Annotated in this window: 17 protein-coding genes; 10 read left to right on the top strand and 7 right to left on the bottom strand. The window is 71.9% G+C overall.

Annotation, left to right across the window (positions count from 1 at the left end; genetic code table 11):
• Nucleotides 1-35: 35 nt before the first annotated feature.
• Complete coding sequence (locus ITJ56_RS06395; protein ID WP_194628817.1) at nucleotides 36-332, top strand: hypothetical protein; 297 nt, start codon at nucleotides 36-38, stop codon at nucleotides 330-332.
• Here the strand turns inward: ITJ56_RS06395 and ITJ56_RS06390 are convergent.
• The 3 genes from ITJ56_RS06390 to ITJ56_RS06380 all read right to left on the bottom strand — a co-directional run bounded on the left by ITJ56_RS06390 (nucleotide 329) and on the right by ITJ56_RS06380 (nucleotide 6,002).
• A complete protein-coding gene (locus ITJ56_RS06390; RefSeq protein ID WP_323749735.1) occupies nucleotides 329-3,676 on the bottom strand; it encodes an efflux RND transporter permease subunit in 3,348 nt (1,115 codons plus the stop codon). The two genes, ITJ56_RS06395 and ITJ56_RS06390, sit on opposite strands and share 4 nt — an antisense overlap.
• Nucleotides 3,677-3,771: 95 nt before the next feature.
• Complete coding sequence (locus ITJ56_RS06385; protein WP_194628815.1) at nucleotides 3,772-4,461, bottom strand: DUF6518 family protein; 690 nt, start codon at nucleotides 4,459-4,461, stop codon at nucleotides 3,772-3,774.
• A gap of 92 nt (nucleotides 4,462-4,553) precedes the next feature.
• Nucleotides 4,554-6,002, bottom strand: a complete 1,449-nt coding sequence (locus tag ITJ56_RS06380; protein ID WP_323749734.1) for a PLP-dependent aminotransferase family protein — start codon at nucleotides 6,000-6,002, stop codon at nucleotides 4,554-4,556.
• Between the two features lie 61 nt (nucleotides 6,003-6,063).
• On the opposite strand from ITJ56_RS06380, the gene ITJ56_RS06375 reads away from it, so the two are divergent.
• From ITJ56_RS06375 to ITJ56_RS06365, 3 genes are read left to right on the top strand one after another with little or no spacing between them, the layout of a single operon-like run.
• On the top strand, nucleotides 6,064-6,864 hold the full coding sequence (locus tag ITJ56_RS06375; RefSeq protein ID WP_228517239.1) for a YczE/YyaS/YitT family protein: 801 nt from the start codon (nucleotides 6,064-6,066) through the stop codon (nucleotides 6,862-6,864).
• Nucleotides 6,865-6,904: 40 nt separating this feature from the next.
• Nucleotides 6,905-7,771 (top strand): DUF4097 family beta strand repeat-containing protein, encoded by an 867-nt coding sequence (locus ITJ56_RS06370; protein ID WP_194628811.1) that lies wholly within the window; start codon nucleotides 6,905-6,907, stop codon nucleotides 7,769-7,771.
• On the top strand, nucleotides 7,768-8,349 hold the full coding sequence (locus ITJ56_RS06365) for a PadR family transcriptional regulator (RefSeq protein WP_194628809.1): 582 nt from the start codon (nucleotides 7,768-7,770) through the stop codon (nucleotides 8,347-8,349). The genes ITJ56_RS06370 and ITJ56_RS06365 overlap by 4 nt, the downstream gene beginning before the upstream one ends.
• A gap of 119 nt (nucleotides 8,350-8,468) precedes the next feature.
• On the opposite strand, the gene ITJ56_RS06360 is transcribed toward ITJ56_RS06365, so the two are convergent.
• Nucleotides 8,469-8,921 (bottom strand): MerR family transcriptional regulator, encoded by a 453-nt coding sequence (locus tag ITJ56_RS06360; protein ID WP_194628807.1) that lies wholly within the window; start codon nucleotides 8,919-8,921, stop codon nucleotides 8,469-8,471.
• Between the two features lie 130 nt (nucleotides 8,922-9,051).
• Between ITJ56_RS06360 and ITJ56_RS06355 the strand changes: the two genes are divergently transcribed.
• Genes ITJ56_RS06355 through ITJ56_RS06345 form a run of 3 tightly spaced genes read left to right on the top strand, consistent with a single transcriptional unit; the run spans nucleotide 9,052 to nucleotide 12,384 of the window.
• Nucleotides 9,052-11,280, top strand: a complete 2,229-nt coding sequence (locus ITJ56_RS06355; protein WP_194628805.1) for an APC family permease — start codon at nucleotides 9,052-9,054, stop codon at nucleotides 11,278-11,280.
• An 11-nt stretch (nucleotides 11,281-11,291) separates the two neighbouring features.
• Nucleotides 11,292-12,047: a hypothetical protein gene (locus ITJ56_RS06350; RefSeq protein ID WP_194628803.1), complete on the top strand. Its 756-nt coding sequence runs from the start codon at nucleotides 11,292-11,294 to the stop codon at nucleotides 12,045-12,047.
• A 58-nt stretch (nucleotides 12,048-12,105) separates the two neighbouring features.
• Nucleotides 12,106-12,384, top strand: a complete 279-nt coding sequence (locus ITJ56_RS06345) for a DUF3072 domain-containing protein (RefSeq protein WP_194628801.1) — start codon at nucleotides 12,106-12,108, stop codon at nucleotides 12,382-12,384.
• 212 nt (nucleotides 12,385-12,596) lie between these two features.
• Here the strand turns inward: ITJ56_RS06345 and ITJ56_RS06340 are convergent, their stop codons facing one another.
• Nucleotides 12,597-13,739, bottom strand: coding sequence for an NAD(P)-binding domain-containing protein (locus tag ITJ56_RS06340; RefSeq protein WP_194628799.1), 1,143 nt, complete (start codon nucleotides 13,737-13,739; stop codon nucleotides 12,597-12,599).
• A gap of 158 nt (nucleotides 13,740-13,897) precedes the next feature.
• Here ITJ56_RS06340 and ITJ56_RS06335 point away from each other — a divergent pair, with 158 nt between their 5' ends.
• The gene (locus tag ITJ56_RS06335) at nucleotides 13,898-14,116 is read left to right on the top strand and encodes a DUF3073 domain-containing protein (protein WP_194628797.1); all 219 of its coding nucleotides are present in this window, start codon (nucleotides 13,898-13,900) and stop codon (nucleotides 14,114-14,116) included.
• A gap of 250 nt (nucleotides 14,117-14,366) precedes the next feature.
• Here ITJ56_RS06335 and purM read toward each other — a convergent pair whose 3' ends face one another.
• Nucleotides 14,367-15,467 carry a phosphoribosylformylglycinamidine cyclo-ligase gene (purM, locus tag ITJ56_RS06330; RefSeq protein ID WP_194628795.1) on the bottom strand — a complete coding sequence of 367 codons (1,101 nt, stop codon included), beginning with the start codon at nucleotides 15,465-15,467 and terminating at the stop codon, nucleotides 14,367-14,369.
• A 73-nt stretch (nucleotides 15,468-15,540) separates the two neighbouring features.
• Between purM and purF the strand changes: the two genes are divergently transcribed.
• Nucleotides 15,541-16,998: an amidophosphoribosyltransferase gene (purF, locus tag ITJ56_RS06325; protein ID WP_194628793.1), complete on the top strand. Its 1,458-nt coding sequence runs from the start codon at nucleotides 15,541-15,543 to the stop codon at nucleotides 16,996-16,998.
• Nucleotides 16,999-17,082: 84 nt separating this feature from the next.
• On the opposite strand, the gene ITJ56_RS06320 is transcribed toward purF, so the two are convergent.
• Nucleotides 17,083-17,484, bottom strand: a complete 402-nt coding sequence (locus ITJ56_RS06320) for a hypothetical protein (protein WP_194628791.1) — start codon at nucleotides 17,482-17,484, stop codon at nucleotides 17,083-17,085.
• A 108-nt stretch (nucleotides 17,485-17,592) separates the two neighbouring features.
• Between ITJ56_RS06320 and ITJ56_RS06315 the strand changes: the two genes are divergently transcribed.
• Complete coding sequence (locus ITJ56_RS06315; protein WP_194628789.1) at nucleotides 17,593-20,178, top strand: helix-turn-helix transcriptional regulator; 2,586 nt, start codon at nucleotides 17,593-17,595, stop codon at nucleotides 20,176-20,178.
• Nucleotides 20,179-20,322: the final 144 nt, after the last annotated feature.

Here is a 20,322-nt window from a genome sequence, read left to right as displayed (position 1 = left end):
TGCCGCTGCAGCGAGCCCGGCCGCAGACTTCCGTCGTGACCGACACCTCGACCAGACCTGCCCGCGCCGCTGCGACCCGCTGGGACCGCCCCGCGCTGCAGACGTTCGCGGAGCTGCTCCTCGGGCTGTCGTTCGTCGCCGCGGTGGCCTTCGGTGGCTACGCGTCGGCGACCGGACAGCTGGCCGTCGTGTCGCAGGGCGCCGCCGTGGTGTTCCTCGTGACGCTGGCCCTGGTGCTGGTGTCGTGGTTCCGTGCCGTCGAGCGCGAGGAGCGAACCGAGCGCGTCGTCGTCTCGCCCCTCGACGCGGTCGACGCCGAGTACCGCCGCTAAGCGGCTTCGCCCGACTCCGTCTCCCTCTCCGCTCGGCGATCGGCACGACGTTCTCGGGCCCGCTCGACCACGAAGTAGAGCGCCGGCAGCACCACGAGCGTCAGCAGCGTGGAGGACACCAGACCGCCGATCACGACCAGTGCCAGCGGCTGCGAGATGAACCCGGACTTGCCGGTCAGGCCGATCGCCATCGGCAGCAGCGCGAAGATCGTCGCCATCGCCGTCATGAGGATCGGACGGAGGCGTCGTGTGGCGCCCTCGATCAACGCCTCGCGCACCCGCAACCCGCGTCGGCGGTACTGGTTGACCAGGTCGATGAGCACGATCGCGTTCGTCACGACGATGCCGACGAGCATGAGCAGCCCGATCAGGGACGCGACGCCGATCGGGACCCCGGACACGATCTGCAGCAGGATCGCGCCCGTCGCCGCGAACGGCACGGACACGAGCAGCAGCAGCGGCTGGAGCAGGCTCCGGAACGTCGCGACCATGATCACGTAGACGATCAGGACGGCGACGAGGACCGCGAGCCCGAGCTGCGAGAACGCCGACGACTGGCTGGCAGCGACCCCACCGATCGACGCGCTCGCACCGCGCGGCAGGTCGAGTTCGTCGACGGCGGTCGTGACCGACTGCACGGCCGCACCGAGGTTCGTGGCGTCCGGCGACACCGTGATCGTGGCGGTGCGTGCCGCGTTCGTCGTGGTGACGGTGGTCGGCCCCTCGGACTCCTCGACCGTGGCGACGTCGGACAGCGGGACGGTGCCCGTGCTCGTCGGGACGTCGAGGGCACGGAGCGCGGCGATCGTGGTCGGCGGCTCCGGGTCGGCGATGTACACGTCGAGCGTCGCGTCGTCGATCTCGATGCTGCCGGTGTCCCGCGGTGAGACCGCAGCGGCGACCAGGCCGCCGACCTGGGTCTCGGTGAGACCGAGGGACGCGGCCTCCGCGCGGTCGACCCGGACGGCGAGGAACGGCTCGGCGGCCGAGAGGTTGCTCGTGGCGCCCGTGGTGTCCGGGACCGACTGCATGGTCTTCAGCACCTGCCGCGACGCCGTCTCGAGCTGCGCCTGGGTGGGCGCGGTCACGTCGACCTCGATGTCGCTGCTGCCGCCGAAACCGCCGCCGGACGACGCGATGGTGACCTCGCCGACGTCGTCGATCCCCGCGATGGACTTCCGGGCGTCCGACTGGATGGCGGTCTGGTCGGCCTCGGCGTCGGTCGTCACGGCGTACTGCACCGAGGCCGAGCCGCCGCCCCCGAACGCCGCTTGGATCGACTGGCCGCTCGTGCCGATGGTGGTCTGCACGGTCTCGACGCCCTCGACGTCCTGCAGCGCCCGCTCGACCTTCCGCGCGGACTCGGACTGGACGGCGAGGCTCGAACCAGCCTTCAGGTCCTGCGTGACCGTGAACGTGTTCTGCCCCGAGTCGCCGAGGTAGTTCGTGGTGACGAACGGCAGCGTGGCGACCGTGCCGCCGAGCACCACCACGGCGAGCAGGATGACGACGACGGGCTTCCGGACGACCCACCGGAGCACCGGCAGGTAGACGCGGCGCAGACGGTCGGCCCGGCCGGCGTCGTGCAGGTCCGCGGCGGAGGCGAGCGCACCCTCGGACCGATCGGGCGTCCTGTCGGCTTCGGCTTCGGTCTCGGTCCCCGACGGCGCCACCGCAGTACCAGGCTTCGCCTTCGGCGGGCGCAGCCACCAGTACGCGAGCACCGGGACGATGGTGAGCGAGACGAACAGCGAGGCGACGAGCGCCAGGGTGACGGTGACCGCGAACGGCCGGAACAGCTCCCCGACGAGTTCCGCGACGAACGCGACCGGCAGGAACACCGCGACGGTGGTCAGGGTCGAGGCGGTGACGGCACCGGCGACCTCGCGCACGGCGTCCCGCACGGCGAGGCCGCGGTCGACGCCGGGCAGCATGTGCCGCTTGATGTTCTCGATGACGACGATGGAGTCGTCGACCACGCGGCCGATCGCGATCGTGAGGGCGGCCAGCGTGATGATGTTCAGCGTGTAGCCGGCGGCCCGCATGCCGATCGCCGCGAGGAGCACCGACGTCGGGATCGAGATGGCGGTGACGAGCGTGGAGCGCCACGAGAGCAGGAAGACCAGGATCACGATCACCGCGAAGACGAGCCCGAGCAGCCCTTCCTCGGCCAGGGAGTCGATCGACTGCTGGATGTAGGGCGCCTGGTCGAAGACGACGGTGAAGCGCGGGTCCCCCTCGATCTTCTCCTCGATGCCGGGCAGGGCGTCGCGCACGGTCGTCGAGACGTCGACGGTGTTGGCTTCCTGCGTCTTCGTGATCGAGATCGTCAGGGCCTGCTCGCCGTCCACGCGGCTGATCGAGGTGCGCGGGGACTGCGTGATGGCGACCTTCGCGACGTCGCCGAGCGTGGTGTCGGTCGGGGTGGCGGCGGTCGTGGATCCACCCGTCGTCCCACCGTCCGTCGTCGCCGTACCGGTCGCTGCCGTCCCGGCCGCACCGGTCCCGGTCGCACCCGTCCCGGCCCCGTCCGCCCCACCGGCACCGGTCGTCGAGCCGTCCGCACCGGCGGCGGCTCCCGACCCCGACCCGGAAGCGCCCGAGTCCGACGAACTGGTCAGCGGCAGGGCGCGGATGTCCTTCAGCGAGGCGATCCGCTCACCCGTCTGCACCGACAGGGTCGAGCCGTCCTCGGTGATGGTGCCGCCGGGGATCAGGGTGCCGTTGTCGTCGAGCGCGTCCGAGATCGCCGTCTGGCTCAGGCCGCGGGCGGCGAGCTCGTCCTGGTCCGGCGTGATGACGACGCGACGACCCGGGTTGCCGAAGACGTCCGCCTGCCGCACGCCGTCGAGCTTCTCGAGGTCGGGGATCGCCGAGGCCTGCAGCCGGTCGACCAGCTGTTCCTGGTTGCCGGACGCCGAGACCGCGACCTGCAGCACCGGCAGGTCGTCGAAGGACCCGGTGACGATCTGCGTCTGCACCGAGTCGGGCAGCGACAGCGCGTTCACCGCGGTCTGGATCTTGTCCTCGGCGCTGGCCAGGTTCGATCCGTACTGGAACGACGCCGACACCACGCTCTGTCCGGTGGACGAGGTCGCGCTGGTCGACTCGAGGTCCGGGACGACCTGGATCGCCTGTTCGATCTTGGTCGAGACGTCGTTCGACACCACTTCGGGTGTGGCTCCGGGGTACGCGCTGACGATCGCGACCTGCGGGAACTCGACGCTGGGGATCAACTCCTGCTTGAGGCTCGAGAGCGCGATGCCGCCGAAGACCGCGACCACGATCGTGACGAGCGCGATGAGGGCCCGGTTGCGCAGGCTGAAGACCGAGAGGAGGTGCACGGCATCGATCCTCGCAGGAGCGACCGACGAGCGTTCGGCTGGGAGCCAGAACCCGCCGTCGGATCAGGACCGAGGGGCCAGAACCAGCCGAGGGATCAGAACCCGCCGAGGAACAGGTACGCCCCGAGCACCGCGACCGTCCCGACCACCCCGGTGCCCAGCGCCACCACGCGTCCGACGGGTGAGCGGGTGCCGACGACCCCGATTCCGAGGAGCACCACCCCGACGACGATCTCGACGACCCAGGTGACGTGCCCGGTCGTCACGGCGACCTGCAGCAGCCCGCGGATCCCCTCACCGACGAGCACCGCGGCGGTCACACCGAACGCTCCCGCGCGCCACCGGGCGACGCCGGACCGCACGGCCACGGCCACGGCCCCGGCCAGCAGCCCGGCCGGCACCCCGAGCAGCACCCACGGGTTCGTGATCGACAGCACGTCCGGGAACCCGCGCAGGACCGTCGTGGCCCAGTAGCCGATGTGCATGAGCTCGAGGAGCACGACGCCGAACACCATCGCGAGCGGCAGGGCGACCCGGCCTGCTCGTGCTCCGGCCGCCAGGCACAGCAGTGCGGCCACCAGGAACCACGGCCCGGCCGAGTTCGACACGGAGGCGAGCGCAGGCACCGCCTGCCCGAACGAGGTCAGGACGCCGGCCAGGAACGCCCCGCTCAGTGCGATGGTGACGCGCACCACGGCGGGGACCGCCGCGGGCGGCTCGACGGGCATCGGCGCAGCGGGTCGAGGTGCGGCGGACCGGGCTCCGGCGGACAGGGTCGCGTTCATGGCACCAGCATCATGTCGCGACGGTCCCGCCGCATCACCCCGGGGAGCGATACGCGCCACGACGCCTCACCCCGGAGGATGACCCGCGAGACTCAGACCACCGCCGCCAACGAACCACGCACGCCGGCCGACTCCCCACCGACCCGCTCCCACGCGCGCTCGAGCACGTCGACCAGTCGCCCACGGTCGGTCGGCGCCATCGTGAACGGCACCCGCAGGAACCGTTCGAACCCGCCGTCCGGCCCGAACACCCCACCGGAGGCCAGCACGACGCCCTCGGCCCGCGCGGCGAGCACGAGCGCGCTCGACACCGGCCGTCCGAGCCCCACCCACGTCGTCAACCCGCCCGCCGGCGACGGGACGTCCCATTCCGGCATCCGCGCCCGGAGCGCGCCCACGACCTGGTCGCGACCCTCGCGCAGGGACGCACGCCGCGCCTCCAGGACGGCCGCCGTGCGCGGGACCAGCTCGCGCACGACGAGCTGGTCGAGCACGGGGGTGCCGAGGTCGCCCGTCGGGCGGGCGAGGAGCAGCCGCTGCAGGAGCGCCGGTGCGGCGCGGATCCAGCCGATCCGCAGGCCGCCCCAGAAGACCTTGTCGGCGGAACCGATCATCACGACGTCCTCGCCGCCCGGCCAGGCGGCGAGCGGCGGCGACGGCTCGCCGTCGATCCGGAGCTCCCCCATCGTCTCGTCGGCGATGACGGTCGTGCCGACGCTCGTGGCCACTGACAGCAGCGTGGCGCGGGTCGACGCCGCCATCGTCGCGCCCGTCGGGTTGTGCAGCTCGGGCATGACGTACGCGACCGACGGCGCGGTGCGGCGCAGGGCGGTCTCGAGGGCCGCGGCGTCCCAGCCACGGTGGGCATCGACGGGGACGCCGACCAGGCGCCCGCCGGCCTCGCGGAAGGCCTCGTGCGCGTGCGGGTAGGTCGGGGACTCGACGAGCACGGCGTCTCCGCGGCGGACGAGCACGCGCGCGAGCAGGGCGATGGCGTGCTGCGCGCCGATGGTCACGATGACCTGGGCGGGGTCGGTCGGCAGCCCGCGCTCGGTGTAGCGGGCGGCGATCGCGGTGCGGAGGCCCGGGTCGCCGACGGTGTCGTACCCGATGCCGGCGAGCGCCGCCGGGACGTGCCGGACGGCGCGTTCGACGGCCTCGTCGATGCCGGGGGCCGCGTGCAGGGCGGCCTTGCGGAGGTCGAGCACGTCGCCCTCGACCACGCCGCCGAGGCGTTCCGGGTCGGGGCGTCCGACCAGGTCGCGGGGCAGGTGGACCACGCTGCCGGAGCCGCGGACCGACACCAGGAACCCGTCGGACCGCAGCTGTGCGTAGGCGTTCGCGACGGTGGTGCGCGAGACGCCGAGGGCCGCGGCCAGTCCGCGCTCGGCCGGGAGCCGTGCGCCCTGCGCGACGCGGCCGTCGATGACGAGGACCCTGAGGGCGTCGGCGAGCGCCTCGTACGCGGGGGCGTCGGCACCGGCGCGCCAGTCGGTCAGGAGCAGGGCGGCGGCGCGTGGGCTGAGCAGGACAGGGGGCACGGGTCCACGGTAGCGCAATTGGCCCTCGACCAGCAGGCCAATCGGACGGGACGATGAGCGCATGCCCCGCCGAACCGCCCTCGCCCTGCGCTTCGTCCAGCTCTTCGTCGGACTGTTCCTCTACGGCGCCTCGACCGCCCTGCAGGTCCGCGCGGTCGTCGGTGTCAGCTCGTGGACGGTGCTGACCCAGGGGCTCGAGAACGTCGTGCCGTGGTCGTTCGGCGCCATCACGATCGTGTCGAGCGGCGTCATCCTGCTGCTCTGGATCCCACTGCGCCAGAAGCCGGGGATCGGGACGCTGCTGAACGCCCTGGCGATCGGACCGAGCGCCGACCTGGTGCTCTGGCTCGTACCGGAGCCGTCGGGGATCGTCGCCCGGATCGGCCTGTTCACCGCGGGTCTCGTGCTGCTCGCGGTCGCGACGGCGTTCTACATCGGCGCGGGGTTCGGCACCGGTGCCCGTGACGGCCTGATGGTCGGGCTGCACCAGCGGCTCGGGTGGCCGATCTGGCTCGCGCGGACCCTGGTCGAGGTCACGGTCGTCATCGTCGGCTGGGTCCTCGGCGGGGACGTCGGCGCCGGCACCGTCATCGCGGCGTTCGCGATCGGCCCGATGGTCCAGCCGCTCATGCCGCACTTCCGCCGGTTCCCGTGGAGCCCCGAGCGCACGGCGACAGTCGCCGACACCACCCCACCCTGGAGGCCCGCCCCACCCCCGCCGCGCCCGCTTCGTGAGCAGGATCGGTCGGGTCCACTGCCTGCAGCCGACCATTCGTGCTCACGATCGCCCGGCGGTCGCCGGGCAGTCCACCGACAGTCGCCCGACAACCCTTGCGGCACCCCCGAACGCGATATAGCGTGACCTCCACAGACGCGATACATCGCGAGTTCCAGGAGGCAACATGGCGCAGGAGAAATGGCTCGTCGACGAGCCCAAGGTCATCGACACCGGCATCGTGCGCACCGTGCGCATCGGGCTCGTCGGCGGGCAGGTGGACGTCGTCGCGCACGACGAGCCCACGGCCCGGGTCGAGATCCACAGTGTGTCCGGCAAGCAGATGCTCGTCGAGGTCGACGGCGACACCCTCACCGTCGACCACCCCCAGGTCCGGTGGGACGACCCCATCGGGTTCCTGAAGTCCTTCCGCGGCAAGGCGCACGCCGACGTCAGCATCCTAGTCCCCCGCGACGCCGGCATCACGCTCGGCGTCGTCTCGGCCGGTGCACTGCTGTCCGGCACGAACCGTGGGGCCACTCTCAACACGGTCTCCGGCGACCTGGTCGTCGACGGCGTCGCGGGTGACGTCACCGTCAACGCCGTCTCGGGTGCCACCACCATCCGCGACCTCGACGGTGCCCTCGCGGTGCACACCGTGTCCGGCGACGTCGTGGCCACCGGCGAGATCCCGCGGTTCCAGGCGGACGGCGTCTCGGCCGACGTCGTGCTCGACCTGCACGGGGTCCCCGAGTCCGCCCGCGTGAACACGGTGTCCGGCTCGGTGAGCGTCCGACTCGAGGACGGCGTGGCCTACAAGTGCACCGTCAACACCGCGACCGGCAAGCTGCAGTTCGACGACGCCGAGATCCGCGGGGTGCGTGGCTCGTACGTCAAGCAGGGCGGCGAGCTGTCCGGCCAGTGGCTCGACCTGCGCGTGAACTCGGTCTCCGGCGACATCGCCGTGCTGCACGCTCCGCCGGTCACCGAGCCGACACCCCCGACGACACCGCCGACCACCACCCCGACGAACGAGAGCGAGGTGCCCGAATGAGCCCCGTCTTCGCCCACGGCCACCTGCGCCTCTACCTGCTGGTCCTACTCGCCGACCACCCGATGCACGGCTACGAGCTCATCCAGGCACTCGGCGACCGCTTCGGCGGCACCTACGTGCCGAGTGCCGGCACCGTGTACCCCCGGCTCGCCAAGCTGGAGGAGGACGGCCTGGTCACCAAGACCGCCGACGGCCGCAAGACCGTCTACGCGATCACGGACGCCGGCCGGGCCGAGCTCGCGGCGCGTGCCGACGAGATCGCCGCGGTCGAGTCCGGGGTCACCGACTCGGTGAAGTCCCTGGCGGACGGCGTCCGGGCCTCGGTCGGCGAGGCCATGCGTTCGCTCCGTGCCGACCTCGCCGCAGCCTCCGAGAGCCCCGGCACCGGCCCGGCCGCGGATCCCGTGACCGTGCCGTCCGACAGCGCCCGCGCCCTGCGCGAGCTCGAGATGGCCCTGTCGTCGTTCCGGCAGCAGGTCCGCGCGGACCTGCGCCGCCGTGCGACCCGCGGCACGCTCGCTGCGGACACCGTGACGCGCCTGCGCGACGGCCTGGAGGCCCTGCGCAAGTCGCTCTGACCGCCGGCGGCCGCCAGGCGGTCACGACCAGCGCCTCCCGGCCGTCGCCCCCCCCCGGAACCAGGTTCCGGACACAGCACTGTGCAGATGCGCGGTGTGGTGTCCGGAACCTGGTTCCGTCAGCCCGCCACGTCAGGTGCGTCCGTCGCCGACAGGCGCGACGGCGCGAAGCCGTCGAACGCCTCGGGCACGAGCAGACGCTCCCGGTGCTCGATCCGCGCGACGGTGGTGCGCACGGCCGCGAGCTGCCGCGCCAGCCGGTCCCGCTCCCGCTCGAGCCACGCGACGTGCGCGGTGAGGGCTGCGACGTCGTCGCCCTCGGTGTCGAGCCGCCGCGCGACCTCCGACAGGCCGAGCCCGAGGCCGCGGAGGAGCAGGACGCGCTGCAGCCGGACCAGCGCGTGGTCGTCGTAGCGGCGCAGCCCACCGGCACCGACCGCGGTGGACGGCAGCAGCCCGATCGCGTCGTAGTGGCGCAGCGTCCGGCTCGAGACCCCGGCACAACGCGCCACCTCCGTGATGCCGTGCGGTGCTTTCGCAGCTGCATCGGCGATGTCTGTCGAAGCGCTCATGCTCGCGACTGTAATGGTTGACGCGGCGTCAAGCGCGAGATGGCTGTGGCCACCGGGGAGACGGGCACCCGGGGACCCCGGAATATGCGGCGGGCGAACCGTGTTGACTCGCGCCCGGAACTGAGTAGGTTTGCCGCTCGTGACGAACGAGATCCGGTCGTTGAAAGCGCGACTGATCGGGGATCCCCTCCCCTCTGAGAAGCTCGAAGGACAGCTCCTCCCGAAGCACCTGGCCCTGCCGATCTTCGCGAGTGACCCGCTGTCCTCCGTGGCGTACGCGCCGCAGGAACTGCTGATGATCCTGCTCCTCGGCGGCATGGCCTTCCTGACCTTCGCCCCCTGGGTGGCGGCCCTCGTCGTGCTGCTGCTCGTGGTGGTCGTCGCGTCCTACCGACAGCTCATCAAGGCGTACCCGTCCGGTGGCGGCGACTACGAGGTCGCTCACCGGAACCTCGGCGAGAAGGCCGGGCTGGTCGTCGCGAGCGCGCTGCTCGTCGACTACGTGATGACGGTCGCCGTCTCGGTGGCGTCCGGCGTGGACAACATCATCTCGGCGCTCCCGGTGCTCGACCACTTCCGGGTCGAGCTCGCCCTGCTGTTCGTCGTCCTGCTCGCCGCCGCCAACCTGCGCGGCGTGCGGGAGTCGAGCAAGGCCTTCGCGATCCCCACCTACCTGTTCGTGGCGAGCGTCTTCGTGATGGTCGTCACCGGACTCGTCCGGGTCGCGGCCGGCCACGCCCCCGTCGCCGAGTCGGCCGCCTACACGGTCGACAACGTCGAGCACACCACGCAGGCGGCGTTCATCCTGCTGCTGCTCCGCGCCTTCGCCTCGGGCTGCTCGGCCCTGACCGGCGTCGAGGCGATCGCGAACGGCGTGCAGGCCTTCCGCCGACCGAAGATCAAGAACGCGCAGGCCACCCTCGTCGCCATGGGCGGGATCGCGATCGTCCTGTTCATCGGGCTCATCACGCTCGCGCTCGTGTCGCACGTGCACTACGCCGAGCGCGCCTGCGACCTGCAGGGGTTCGCGAACTGCGCGACCACGCCGCAGCGCTCGCTGATCGCGCAGATCGCCGCCGCCACGTTCGGCAACAACTCGGTGCTGTTCTTCGTGATCCAGGCGACGACCGCCGCGGTCCTGCTCCTCGCCGCGAACACCGCGTTCAACGGGTTCCCGCTGCTCGGCTCGATCCTGGCGCGCGACTCGTACGCCCCGAAGGCCCTGTCCACGCGCGGTGACCGGCTCATCTACTCGAACGGCGTCATCGTCCTGGCCCTCGTCGCCGCGGCGCTGCTCGTGGTCTACCGGGCGAACGTCACGAGCCTCATCCAGCTCTACATCATCGGTGTCTTCGTGTCGTTCACCCTCGGCCAGACGGGCATGGTCGTGCACTGGACGCGGCTGCTGCGCGCCGACCGGGACCGGGACGGGTCGCCCGCTGCCGACGGCGAGCCGCCCGTGAACCGCGGACAGGTCGTCCGCTCCCGCACGATCAACGCGATCGGCGCCACCTTCACCCTCGTGGTGCTCGTCATCGTCACCATCACGAAGTTCACGCACGGCGCCTGGCTCGTGTTCCTGATCATGCCGGTGCTGTACGTGCTCATGCTCGGCGTGAACCGCTACTACCGCGACGTCTCGCACGAGATCGAGGCCGACGTCGAGACGAAGTTCGGTGCGACGGGCGACCACGCGATCGTCCTGGTGAACAAGCTGCAGAAGCCCGTGCTGAAGGCGCTCGACTACGCCATCGCCGCCGAGCACGCGAGCATCGAGGCGGTGCACGTGGCGATCGACGACGCGGACGCCCAGCGCCTGCGCGAGCAGTGGGCCGAGTACGACATCCGGGTGCCGCTCACCATGGTGCCGTCCCCGTACCGCGACATCTCGATGCCCCTGATCAAGTACATCAAGGCGCACCGACACGAGCACGGCTCCGAGGTCGTCACCGTCTACACGCCGATCTTCATCGTCGGGCACTGGTGGGAGGGCCTGCTCCACAACCACCGCGGCCGGCGCATCCGCAAGAAGCTGCTGCTCGTGCACGGCGTCACCGTGGCGCTGGTGCCGTGGTTGCTCGACTCCTCCGAGCTGCTGTACGGCCGCCGCTCGCGGCCACTGCCCGGCCAGGAGCGCCGCGGCGAACCGGTCCGCCCGCCGCTCCACCGACCGGCCCAGCCGGGGTCCGAGACCCCGGCCGACGACCGGCTGCTCCGGTCTGCGCAGCGGAACAGCATCCAGCCACGCCGGGCGACCCGTCCGGCGGGCCCCGCCGAGGGCGTCGACCCCGCGCTCTGCACGGGCGAGATCCACGCGCTCGTCCCCTCGCCGCCACGACGGGGAGCCGACGAGTCGTAGCATGTGGCCCCATGACCATCAGTGACCTGCGGACGTTCGCCACGTTCGACGGGCACGGCGGCAAGGTCTCGAAGCGCGTCGAGGTGCTCGACCACGAACCGCCGGCCGGCAGCCCGCTCGAAGGACTCGTGGCCGTGCGGGGCGAGCATCCGCTCGGCGCCCTCGACGAGCGCGCCGCGGACGAGTCCGCAGCGCTCTCCCGGGGCGTGCCCAGCGTCGGGTGGGTGGACCCCGCGGCGCTCCGCGACTGGTACCGCCCGGACCGGGTGGTCCTCACCCGGCTCGAGGCTCGGCAGTCCGGCATCGAACCAGGCCTGTACGCCGACTCCCGCGGGCGTGGCCGGGTCCGGATCGACGGCCTGGAGGCGCGGCTCGCCCCCGACGGTCGGCCCGCGTTCCGCGCACTGGCCGGCCCCACCGACGACCCGGTGGTCGACGTGCCGCTGCCGACCGACCAGGCGGTGCGCCTGGTCGCGGTGACCGAGGTCGACGAGGGCCTCGAGGTCGTCACGGCCCCGGTGTCCCCGTTCCTGCAGCCCGGCGAGCACCCGGCGTACGACGACGACGTCGTGGGGCTGCCCCCGCGTCCGGCCAGCGGACGGGTGCGGGTGCGGGCGTCGGTGCTGCTCGACGGCGAGCTGCACGAGGTCGACCGGATCGACGAGCGCGCGGCGACGATCTGGATCCAGCGCGCGGGCCGCGTCGTGCCGATCGCGACGAGTGCCGTCGGCGCCGACCTGGTCCGCTACGCCGCCACCGCCGTCTGAGGTTCGGGGGACGTCGCTGCTGCGTGTCGCGCCGGGGGTGCGGCGTACCGTCGCGGACATGAGTGACGCAGACCGCGAAGAGCAGCAGCAGACCCCGGACGGCTCGATCCAGGGAGAGACCCTCGGCGGCCCCCGACCCGATCCGTCGACCAGCGCGAGCAAGGACCCGGAGCAGTGGGTCACCGGCGACGAGCCGATGACCGGCCCCCAGCGCAGCTACCTGGACACCCTCGCTCGCGAGGCCGGCGAGGAGCTCCCCGCCGACCTGACCAAGGCACAGGCCTCGGAGCACATCGACCGCCTCCAGCAGCAGACGGGCCGCGGCGCGGATTCCTGAGCGCCGGTCCGCCGTTCTGCGGACCGTTGCCTGGCCATGCTCTGGGCATGTCCCGGCGAAGCGCGGTCAGTCCCCCGGTCGAGGGACCTCGTCCGTCGGCGCGTCTGGTGCGAGGTTCCGTACTCCGTGCGAGCTCGCGAGGGTCGCACCAGGAACGGAACCTCGCACCGTTCGCGTGGCCCCTCGCACGGTGCGAGGGGGCGCGCCGCCGTTCAGGCCGCCAGGGCGTCCACGACCTGGCGGGCGATGCGCCGTCCGGCCCGGTTCGCACCGATCGTCGACGCCTGGGGTCCGTAGCCAGCCAGGAACAGCCGCGGCTCGTCAGCGGATCGTCCGTCCCTCACGACGACCCCGCCCGCCGCGGTCCGCAGGTGCAGCGGTGCGAGGTGCCGCAGGTCGGCCCGGAACCCCGTTGCCCAGATCACGGCGTCGGCGTGCACGTGCACGCCGTCCGCGGTGACGACGCCGGTCTCGTCCATCCGCGCGAACATCGGCTCGTCACGCAGCACGCCCCGCTCGATGCCGGCTTTGATGCGCCGCGACACCGGCACCCCCGTGCCGCTGACGATGCTCGGCAGCACCTCGCCCGCGCGGGCCGCCCGGTCCTGCTCGTCGACCGCGGCCACGGCCGACTCGACGTCGAGCGAGGCCGTGCCGGCCCAGACCATCGGCCGGCGGGCGAACCACCGCGTCGACCGGGCCACGCCGTCGAGCTCGAGCAGGAACCCGATCGCACTCGTGCCACCGCCGACCACCACGACGTCCTGTCGGGAGAACTCGGTGGCGCTCCGGTACTCGGTCGTGTCGACCTGGCGTCCGCGGAACACGTCGCGCCCCGGGTACCACGGGACGAACGGGGTGCCCCACGTGCCGGACGCGTTCACCACGACGTCGGCCCGGATGCGGGTGACGGTGCCGTCGGCGCTCCGGGTCGTCACGCACAGTCCACCGTCGGCCGTGCCCCCGCTCGCCACGCCGCCGTCGGAGGTGCGCGAGACGGACGTCACCGTGACCGGGCGCCGCACCCGCAGGTCGTAGTGGTGCTCGAACCGCCGGTAGTACTCGCCGACGACGTCCCGCGCGGGTCGCGACCGGTCGGCGTCGTCGAACTGCAGGCCCATCGCCCGCATGCCCGGCAGGTCGTGCACGCGGTGCGCCGCACCGAGCCGCAGCGCTTCCCACCGGAACTGCCACGCCCCGCCGGTGCTCGGCGCCCGGTCGAGGATCACCAGGTCGCCCCCGGGAACGAGCCCGAGCCGGCGGAGGTGGTATCCCACCGACAGTCCCGCCTGGCCCGCGCCGATCACGACCACGCGGGCGTGCTGGTCGACCGGGGTCTCGAGGGGTTCCGTCATCACTTCGATTCTGCTGTGGGCACCAGCCGTCGCGCGACGTCCAGATCGAGGTACATGGTAGAGTCATCGGCAGATTTCAAACCACGAACCGTCTGGTTCCCCGAGTGATCCTCCGTCATTCGCCAGGACCGGACCAGAGCCGAACGAGGGGGTCACGCATGGGGCGCGGCCGTCAAAAGGCGAAGCACACCAAGGTTGCCCGTGAGCTGAAGTACTTCAGCCCGCAGACGAACTACGGTGCACTCGAGCAGGAGCTCTCCGCCGGACAACACTCCGATGACGACCTCATCGACCGCTGGGCGGACCAATACGGTCCTGAACCGGCAGAAGAAGTCGACGAGTACGAGACGCAGCAGGACCAGAACAAGTCCGCCTGACGTCCTTCGCCGTGATGCCGCGCTCCCCGTGGGGAGCGCGGCATTTCTGCGTGCCCGGACGTCGGCTGCCCGGGCCACGACTCCCCGACGGCACCTCGCCGACCGGTCACGAACCGCTGACTGGACGCGGCCGACCGGTCACGATCGGTCGGTCGCAGGCCGTCCGAGCGACGGTTCGCGACCACTGGGCGGACAACCACCGGCGTCGCCCGCGGACGCCCCACGGCGAGCCGGGGTGGCCGCGGGCGGATCAGGCCGCGTAGCTCCCCACGAGCCGGACGGCCCCGCCGTCGACACCCTTGGCACCCTGCTCGAAACCGGTCAGGTCGCGCGCCGAGGTGGCGATCGTGCCGACGGGCCACGTCGGCATCCCCGCGGCGCCGAGCGACGCGATGACGTCGGCGGCGGCACTGGCGGACACGACGGCGAACATGCCGATGCCCAGGTTCCAGGTGCCCTCGGTGTCCTCGATCGCGGTGCCGGCCATGTCGGCGAGCACCCGGAAGACGGGGAGCGGCTGCCAGGTGGAACGGTCGACCTCGACCCACGAGCCGACGGGCAGCACGCGCGCCAGGTTCGCCGCGATGCCGCCACCGGTCACGTGCGAGAGCGAGTGCACGGCGCCGGGGTGCTGCTCGAGGAGCGACAGGAGCGGGGCCGTGTACAGACGGGTGGGCTCGAGCAGGGCCTCGCCGACGGAGACCGCCACACCGAAGTCCGGCAGCTGGTCGCTGAAGCCGACGCCCCGCGACGACAGGATGTGCCGCACGAGCGAGTAGCCGTTGGAGTGCAGCCCCGACGACTCGATCGCCAGGACCACGTCGCCGTCCTGCACCAGGTGCGCGCCGAGCTGTGCGTCGGCCTCGACGACACCCGTCGCCGCACCGGCCACGTCGTAGTCGTCCGGTCCGAGCAACCCCGGGTGCTCGGCGGTCTCGCCGCCTACCAGGGCGGTACCGGTCTCCGAGCAGCCGCGGGCGATGCCGGCGACGATGTCGGCGATGCGACCGGGCACCACACGCCCGCAGGCGATGTAGTCGGTCATGAAGAGCGGCTTCGCGCCGACCACGACGATGTCGTCGACGACCATGCCGACCAGGTCCTGCCCGATGGTGTCGTGCTTGTCGATCGCCTGCGCGATGGCGACCTTCGTGCCGACGCCGTCGGTCGAGGTCGCGAGCAGCGGGTGTGAGAAGTCCTTCAGGAACGAGACGTCGTAGAGCCCGGCGAAGCCACCGACGCCTCCGAGCACCGACGCGTTGTGGGTGGCCGCGACCGCGGACTTCATGAGCTCGACGGCCAGGTCACCGGCAGCGGTGTCCACTCCGGCTTCGGCGTACGGGTTGGGCATGCGGAGTCCTTCGCGGTGACATGGCAGACTTGTTCGGTACCCCCCGATTCTACGGTCTGGAGCACACCCGCGAATGTGCGGCATCGTCGGCCTTGTTGCGCAGGGCCCCGCCAACCAATCCATCTACGACGCACTGCTCCTCCTGCAGCACCGCGGGCAGGACTCGACGGGCATCGCCACGGTCGAGGGTCACGTGCACCACATGCACAAGACCCGCGGTCACGTGCGCGAGGCGTTCCGGACCCGTGACATGCGTGCGCTCCTCGGCACCATGGGCCTCGGACACGTCCGCTACGCCACGAAGGGCGCCGCGACGAACGAGGAAGAAGCCCAGCCGTTCTACGTGAACGCGCCGTACGGCATCGTCCTCGTGCACAACGGCAACCTCACCAACACGCGGGAACTCACGCGTGAACTCTTCGACATCGACCGTCGCCACCTGAACACGACGAGCGACACCGAGCTCCTGGTGAACGTGCTGGCGCACGAGCTGCAGGGCCAGGTGCGTGGGAAGAACCTCGACCCGGGTCAGGTCTTCGACGCCGTCGAGCGCGTGCACGAGCGGGTCGAGGGCTCCTACGCCACCATCGCCACGATCGCCGGCCACGGGCTCCTCGCGTTCCGTGACCCGTTCGGCATCCGGCCGCTGATCCTCGGACACAAGTTCGACGAGGCCGGCCAGCCGGAGTGGGTCGTGGCGAGCGAGTCGCTCGTGCTCGAGTCCGGCGGTTACGAGATCGTCCGCGACATCGCCCCGGGCGAGGCCGTGTTCATCGAGATGAACGGCCAGATGCACGCCCGCCAGTGCGCGAAGAACCCGCGCCTGGTGCCGTGCTCGTTCGAGTACGTCTACCTCGCCCGACCCGACTCCGTGATGAACGGGATCTCGGTCTACGAGGCCCGACTCCGCCTCGGTGACCGCCTCGCCGACACCATCGAGCGGTACGCGCCGACCGGTGACATCGACGTCGTCATGCCGATCCCGGACTCGAGCCGCCCCGCCGCGATGCAGGTCGCACGGAAGCTCGGCATCGAGTACCGCGAGGGCTTCTACAAGAACCGCTACGTCGGCCGGACGTTCATCATGCCGGGCCAGGCGGAGCGCAAGCGGAGCGTGCGGCAGAAGCTCAACGCCATGTCATCCGAGTTCAAGGGCAAGAACATCCTGATCGTCGACGACTCGATCGTCCGCGGCACCACGAGCCGCGAGATCGTCGAGATGGCCCGTGCCGCCGGTGCGAACGAGGTCACGTTCACGAGCGCCGCTCCCCCGGTCCGGTTCCCGCACGTCTACGGCATCAACATGCCGACGCGCGACGAGCTCATCGCGCACGACCGGAAGATCCCGGAGATCAACCGCGTGCTCGGCAGCGACCACCTGATCTACCAGGAGGTCGCTGACATGCGGGATGCCATCATCGAGGGCTCCGACGTCACCGACCTCGAGATGAGCTGCTTCACGGGCGAGTACGTCACGGGCACCGTCAGCCCCGAGTACCTGTCCTGGGTCGAGGCGAACCAGCTCAGCTAGGTCGCGCCCGAGACGCGACCACACGACGGACTGGAGGCCCGTTGCCAGCTGGCAACGGGCCTCCAGTCCGGAGAACGGAAGCGGCTACGGCCGCTGGTCGCCGTGGTCGTCGATCTCGCCGTCGACCGTCTCGGGTGGCAGTTCGACCTCGACGCGCTCCGCCGTCAGGCGGGCCGAACGGCGGGCGTAGACCCGGTCGAACACGACCGCGACGACCGCGCCGACGAAGGCGCCGATCGTCACTCCCCACAGGCTGAAGTACCCCACCAGGCTGCCGAAGCCGGTCTCGTCCCGCTGGCCGCCGATGTTCATGGTGAGGGCGACGACGACGAGGGTCGCGAGGAACCCGAGCACGGCGCCACCGACGATGAACACGCCGAACTTCGGGGCACGGCGGATGGTGACCTCGTCGGGGGACGAGACCGCACTGGGTGCAGGTGCGGGCGCGGGGACCGGCTGCTCGTCGGGTTGATCGGTGTTGCTCACCCCTCCATTGTCCCCCACTGTGGGACGTCCCGCGGCCTGTGCGGGACGGCCGTTCCGGGAGAGGATGGTCGCTACTGGTTGGTATCCCAAGCGGAGGAGGTGCGTCGGATGCAGGAACGGACCGCAACGAACCGTGCCCGTCGGACGAGCTCCCCCGCTCGCATCGCCTGGCCCGTGGTGCAGCGTGCAGAGGAGGACCGCGCGGTCTCCGTCGTCGCCGAGCACCGGTGGAGCGTGGCGCTCGTCGGCGCTCCCGGTCTCGGCAAGAGCACGGCTGCAGCCCGGGTCACCGACCGCGTCGCCGGGCGTGACGGAACCGGGCGCACGGTGGTCGTGCCGATCACCGCGGTCGCCGCCAGCCGATCGATGCCCTTCGGTGCGATCGCCGAGCGGTTCGGCGAGCTGCCGGCCTCGATCTCCGAGCTGTCCGACGACGTCAGCGCCGAGGAGCGTCTCCGCGCGATCGCGGACCTCGCCGACCGTGACGTGCTGCTGCGCGTGGACGACGCCGACCACCTCGACGCGATCTCCGCGCGGTACGTCGCCTGGCTCGTGCGCCGGCAGGGCGCCCGGGTCGTCCTGACCTGTCGCGACTTCACGGCACTCCCCGAACCCCTCCGCGCGCTGTGGCAGGACGACCTGCTCGAGCGCATCGACCTCCGCCCGCTCGCACTGCACGAGACCGCCGCACTCGTGGCCGAGGCGCTCGGGTCCCCGCTCGAGAACGCCTCGGCCGAGCGCGTCCACCGCGCCACCGCCGGGAACCCGCTGTACCTGCGCGAGGTCGTCCGGGCGGCCCGGGCGTCCGGCGCCCTCGACCACACGGCGACCGGATGGTACTGGCGAGGCCGGGTGACGGCATCGGCCAGCCTCGCCGACATGTACCGCACCGAGCTCGGGTCACTGCCGGAGGACCTCCGCGACGTCGTGGACATCGTCGCGCTGGCCGACCCGATCCCGCTCGCCCGGTTGCTCGGGCTGGTGACCGGCGGCGACGTCGACCGGGTCGTCGCGCTCGGTCTCGTCCGCATCGACGCCCTCGACGACGGCGCCGCGGTGGTCCGGCCGTCGCACCCGCTGGTCGGTGAGGTCATCCGGACCCTGGTGCCGGTCGCCCGGCGCACCGCGCTGTTCGCCCGAGCGAACGCCTTCCGCACCGACCGCCCGGAGGGCGCTCCGCCCACCGCCCGCCTGCGTGCAGCGCTCTGGTCGCTCGAGTGCGGGGTGCTGCCGTCGGTGGACCAGCTGCTCGACGCCGCACAGGTGGCGGTGCGGCTGCAGGAGCACGAGAGCGCCGTCGCCCTCGCCTCGGCCGCGCTCCGCACCGAGCTCACACCCACCGAGCAGGTCGCGGCGTTCTGCCTCCGCTCGCTGGCGCACTCGTACTCCGAGGGTCGTGAGGCCGGCCGCGCCGATGCCGAGGCCGCCTGGGCCGCGGTGGGACACCACGGCGACGTCACCGACGAGGCCGTCATCGAGGCGTGCGAGACCCTTGCGAACATCCGGCAGTTCCACGACGACGACCTCGCGGCCGCCGTGGCGCTGACGGACGCAGCCGCGCGCCTCGTGACGTCGGACGGAGCCGTCGAGCGCCTGCGCATGCTGCGCATGGGGCACCTCGGGTGGGGCGGCGACTTCACCGAGGTCCGCGCCGAGATCGAACGCAGCGGGATCGTGCACGCGCCGACGATCCCGATGTCGTTCCTGACCGTCGCACCCTGCGCCGTGATGGCGCTCGCGACCGCTGGGCGGCTCGACGACGCGGCAGCGCTCGGTCGGCGCGCCCTGGCGACCGCCGTGGCACACGTCGAGGACGCCCCGTGGAGCGTCGGGGAGAACTCGTCGGTGCTGCACCAGACCCAGGTGTGGCGTGGCGACATGGACGACCTGGTCATCGAGGTACCGGCAGGGCGGTCCAGCCCGTACCTGAAGTACGACTTCACCCTCGAACTCATCGGCCAGGGCAACCTGGCCATCGGGCAGCGCCGGTGGGACGACGCCATCGCGGCGTTCTCGGCGGCGTGCGAGCGGTACGACATCGCCGACCACGGTGGGTTCGCCGTGTACCCCTGGGCGCGCCTGGCGCTGGCCCACGCCTACGCCGGCCACGCGGAGGCGGCCACCCGCGCCCTCGACCGTGCCCGGGCCACGCCGCGGCGGGCGATGCGGATCACCGGCGAACAGGTCGCCGTGACGATCGCGTGGACCGAGGCCGTGCTCGGCAACCCCGCCGGGTTGCAGCACGCCGACGAGATCATCGCGCGCAGCACGGCGAACGGCTCGTGGACGCACGTCATGTACGGACACGCGCTGCACTACGCGGTGGGCGTCCTGAACGGGCGGGACACGTCGGCTTCACTCGAGCGGATGCGCGAGGCCGCGAGCCGGGTCGACGGGCCGCTCGCCGCCGCGATCGTGGAGTACGCCGACGCCGTGCAGGCCGACGACCGCACCCGCGTGATCGCGGCGCAGGGGGTGCTCGCCTCGCACGGGGTCTCGGTGTCGGCCGGGCGCTCGAAGCCGGCGCTGACGAAGCGCGAGTACGAGGTGGCCGAACTGGCCGCCCAGGGGCTGAGCAACCGGCGGATCGCCGAGACGCTCGGGCTCTCCACCCGGACCATCGACGCGCACGTGTCCCGGGTGTTCGCGAAGTGGGACCTGCACGCACGATCCGAGCTCGCCGAACTGCTCTGAACCGGAGCACGTGCGAGCGTTGCGGATTGCAGCACGACGCGCCGCCCCGATTGGCACGTTGTGTGGAACATCGCGTACCTTGGTCCCTGTCGCCGGGTTCGGACCCGTTCGGGTCGGGTCCGAATCCCGGCGACTTCAAGCTTA

Source organism: Curtobacterium sp. VKM Ac-1376 (genome assembly GCF_015351025.1).
Taxonomy (GTDB): Bacteria; Actinomycetota; Actinomycetes; order Actinomycetales; family Microbacteriaceae; genus Curtobacterium.
Note: the sequence above shows the minus strand (reverse complement) of the source record. Positions and strands in the feature narration are given on the sequence as shown.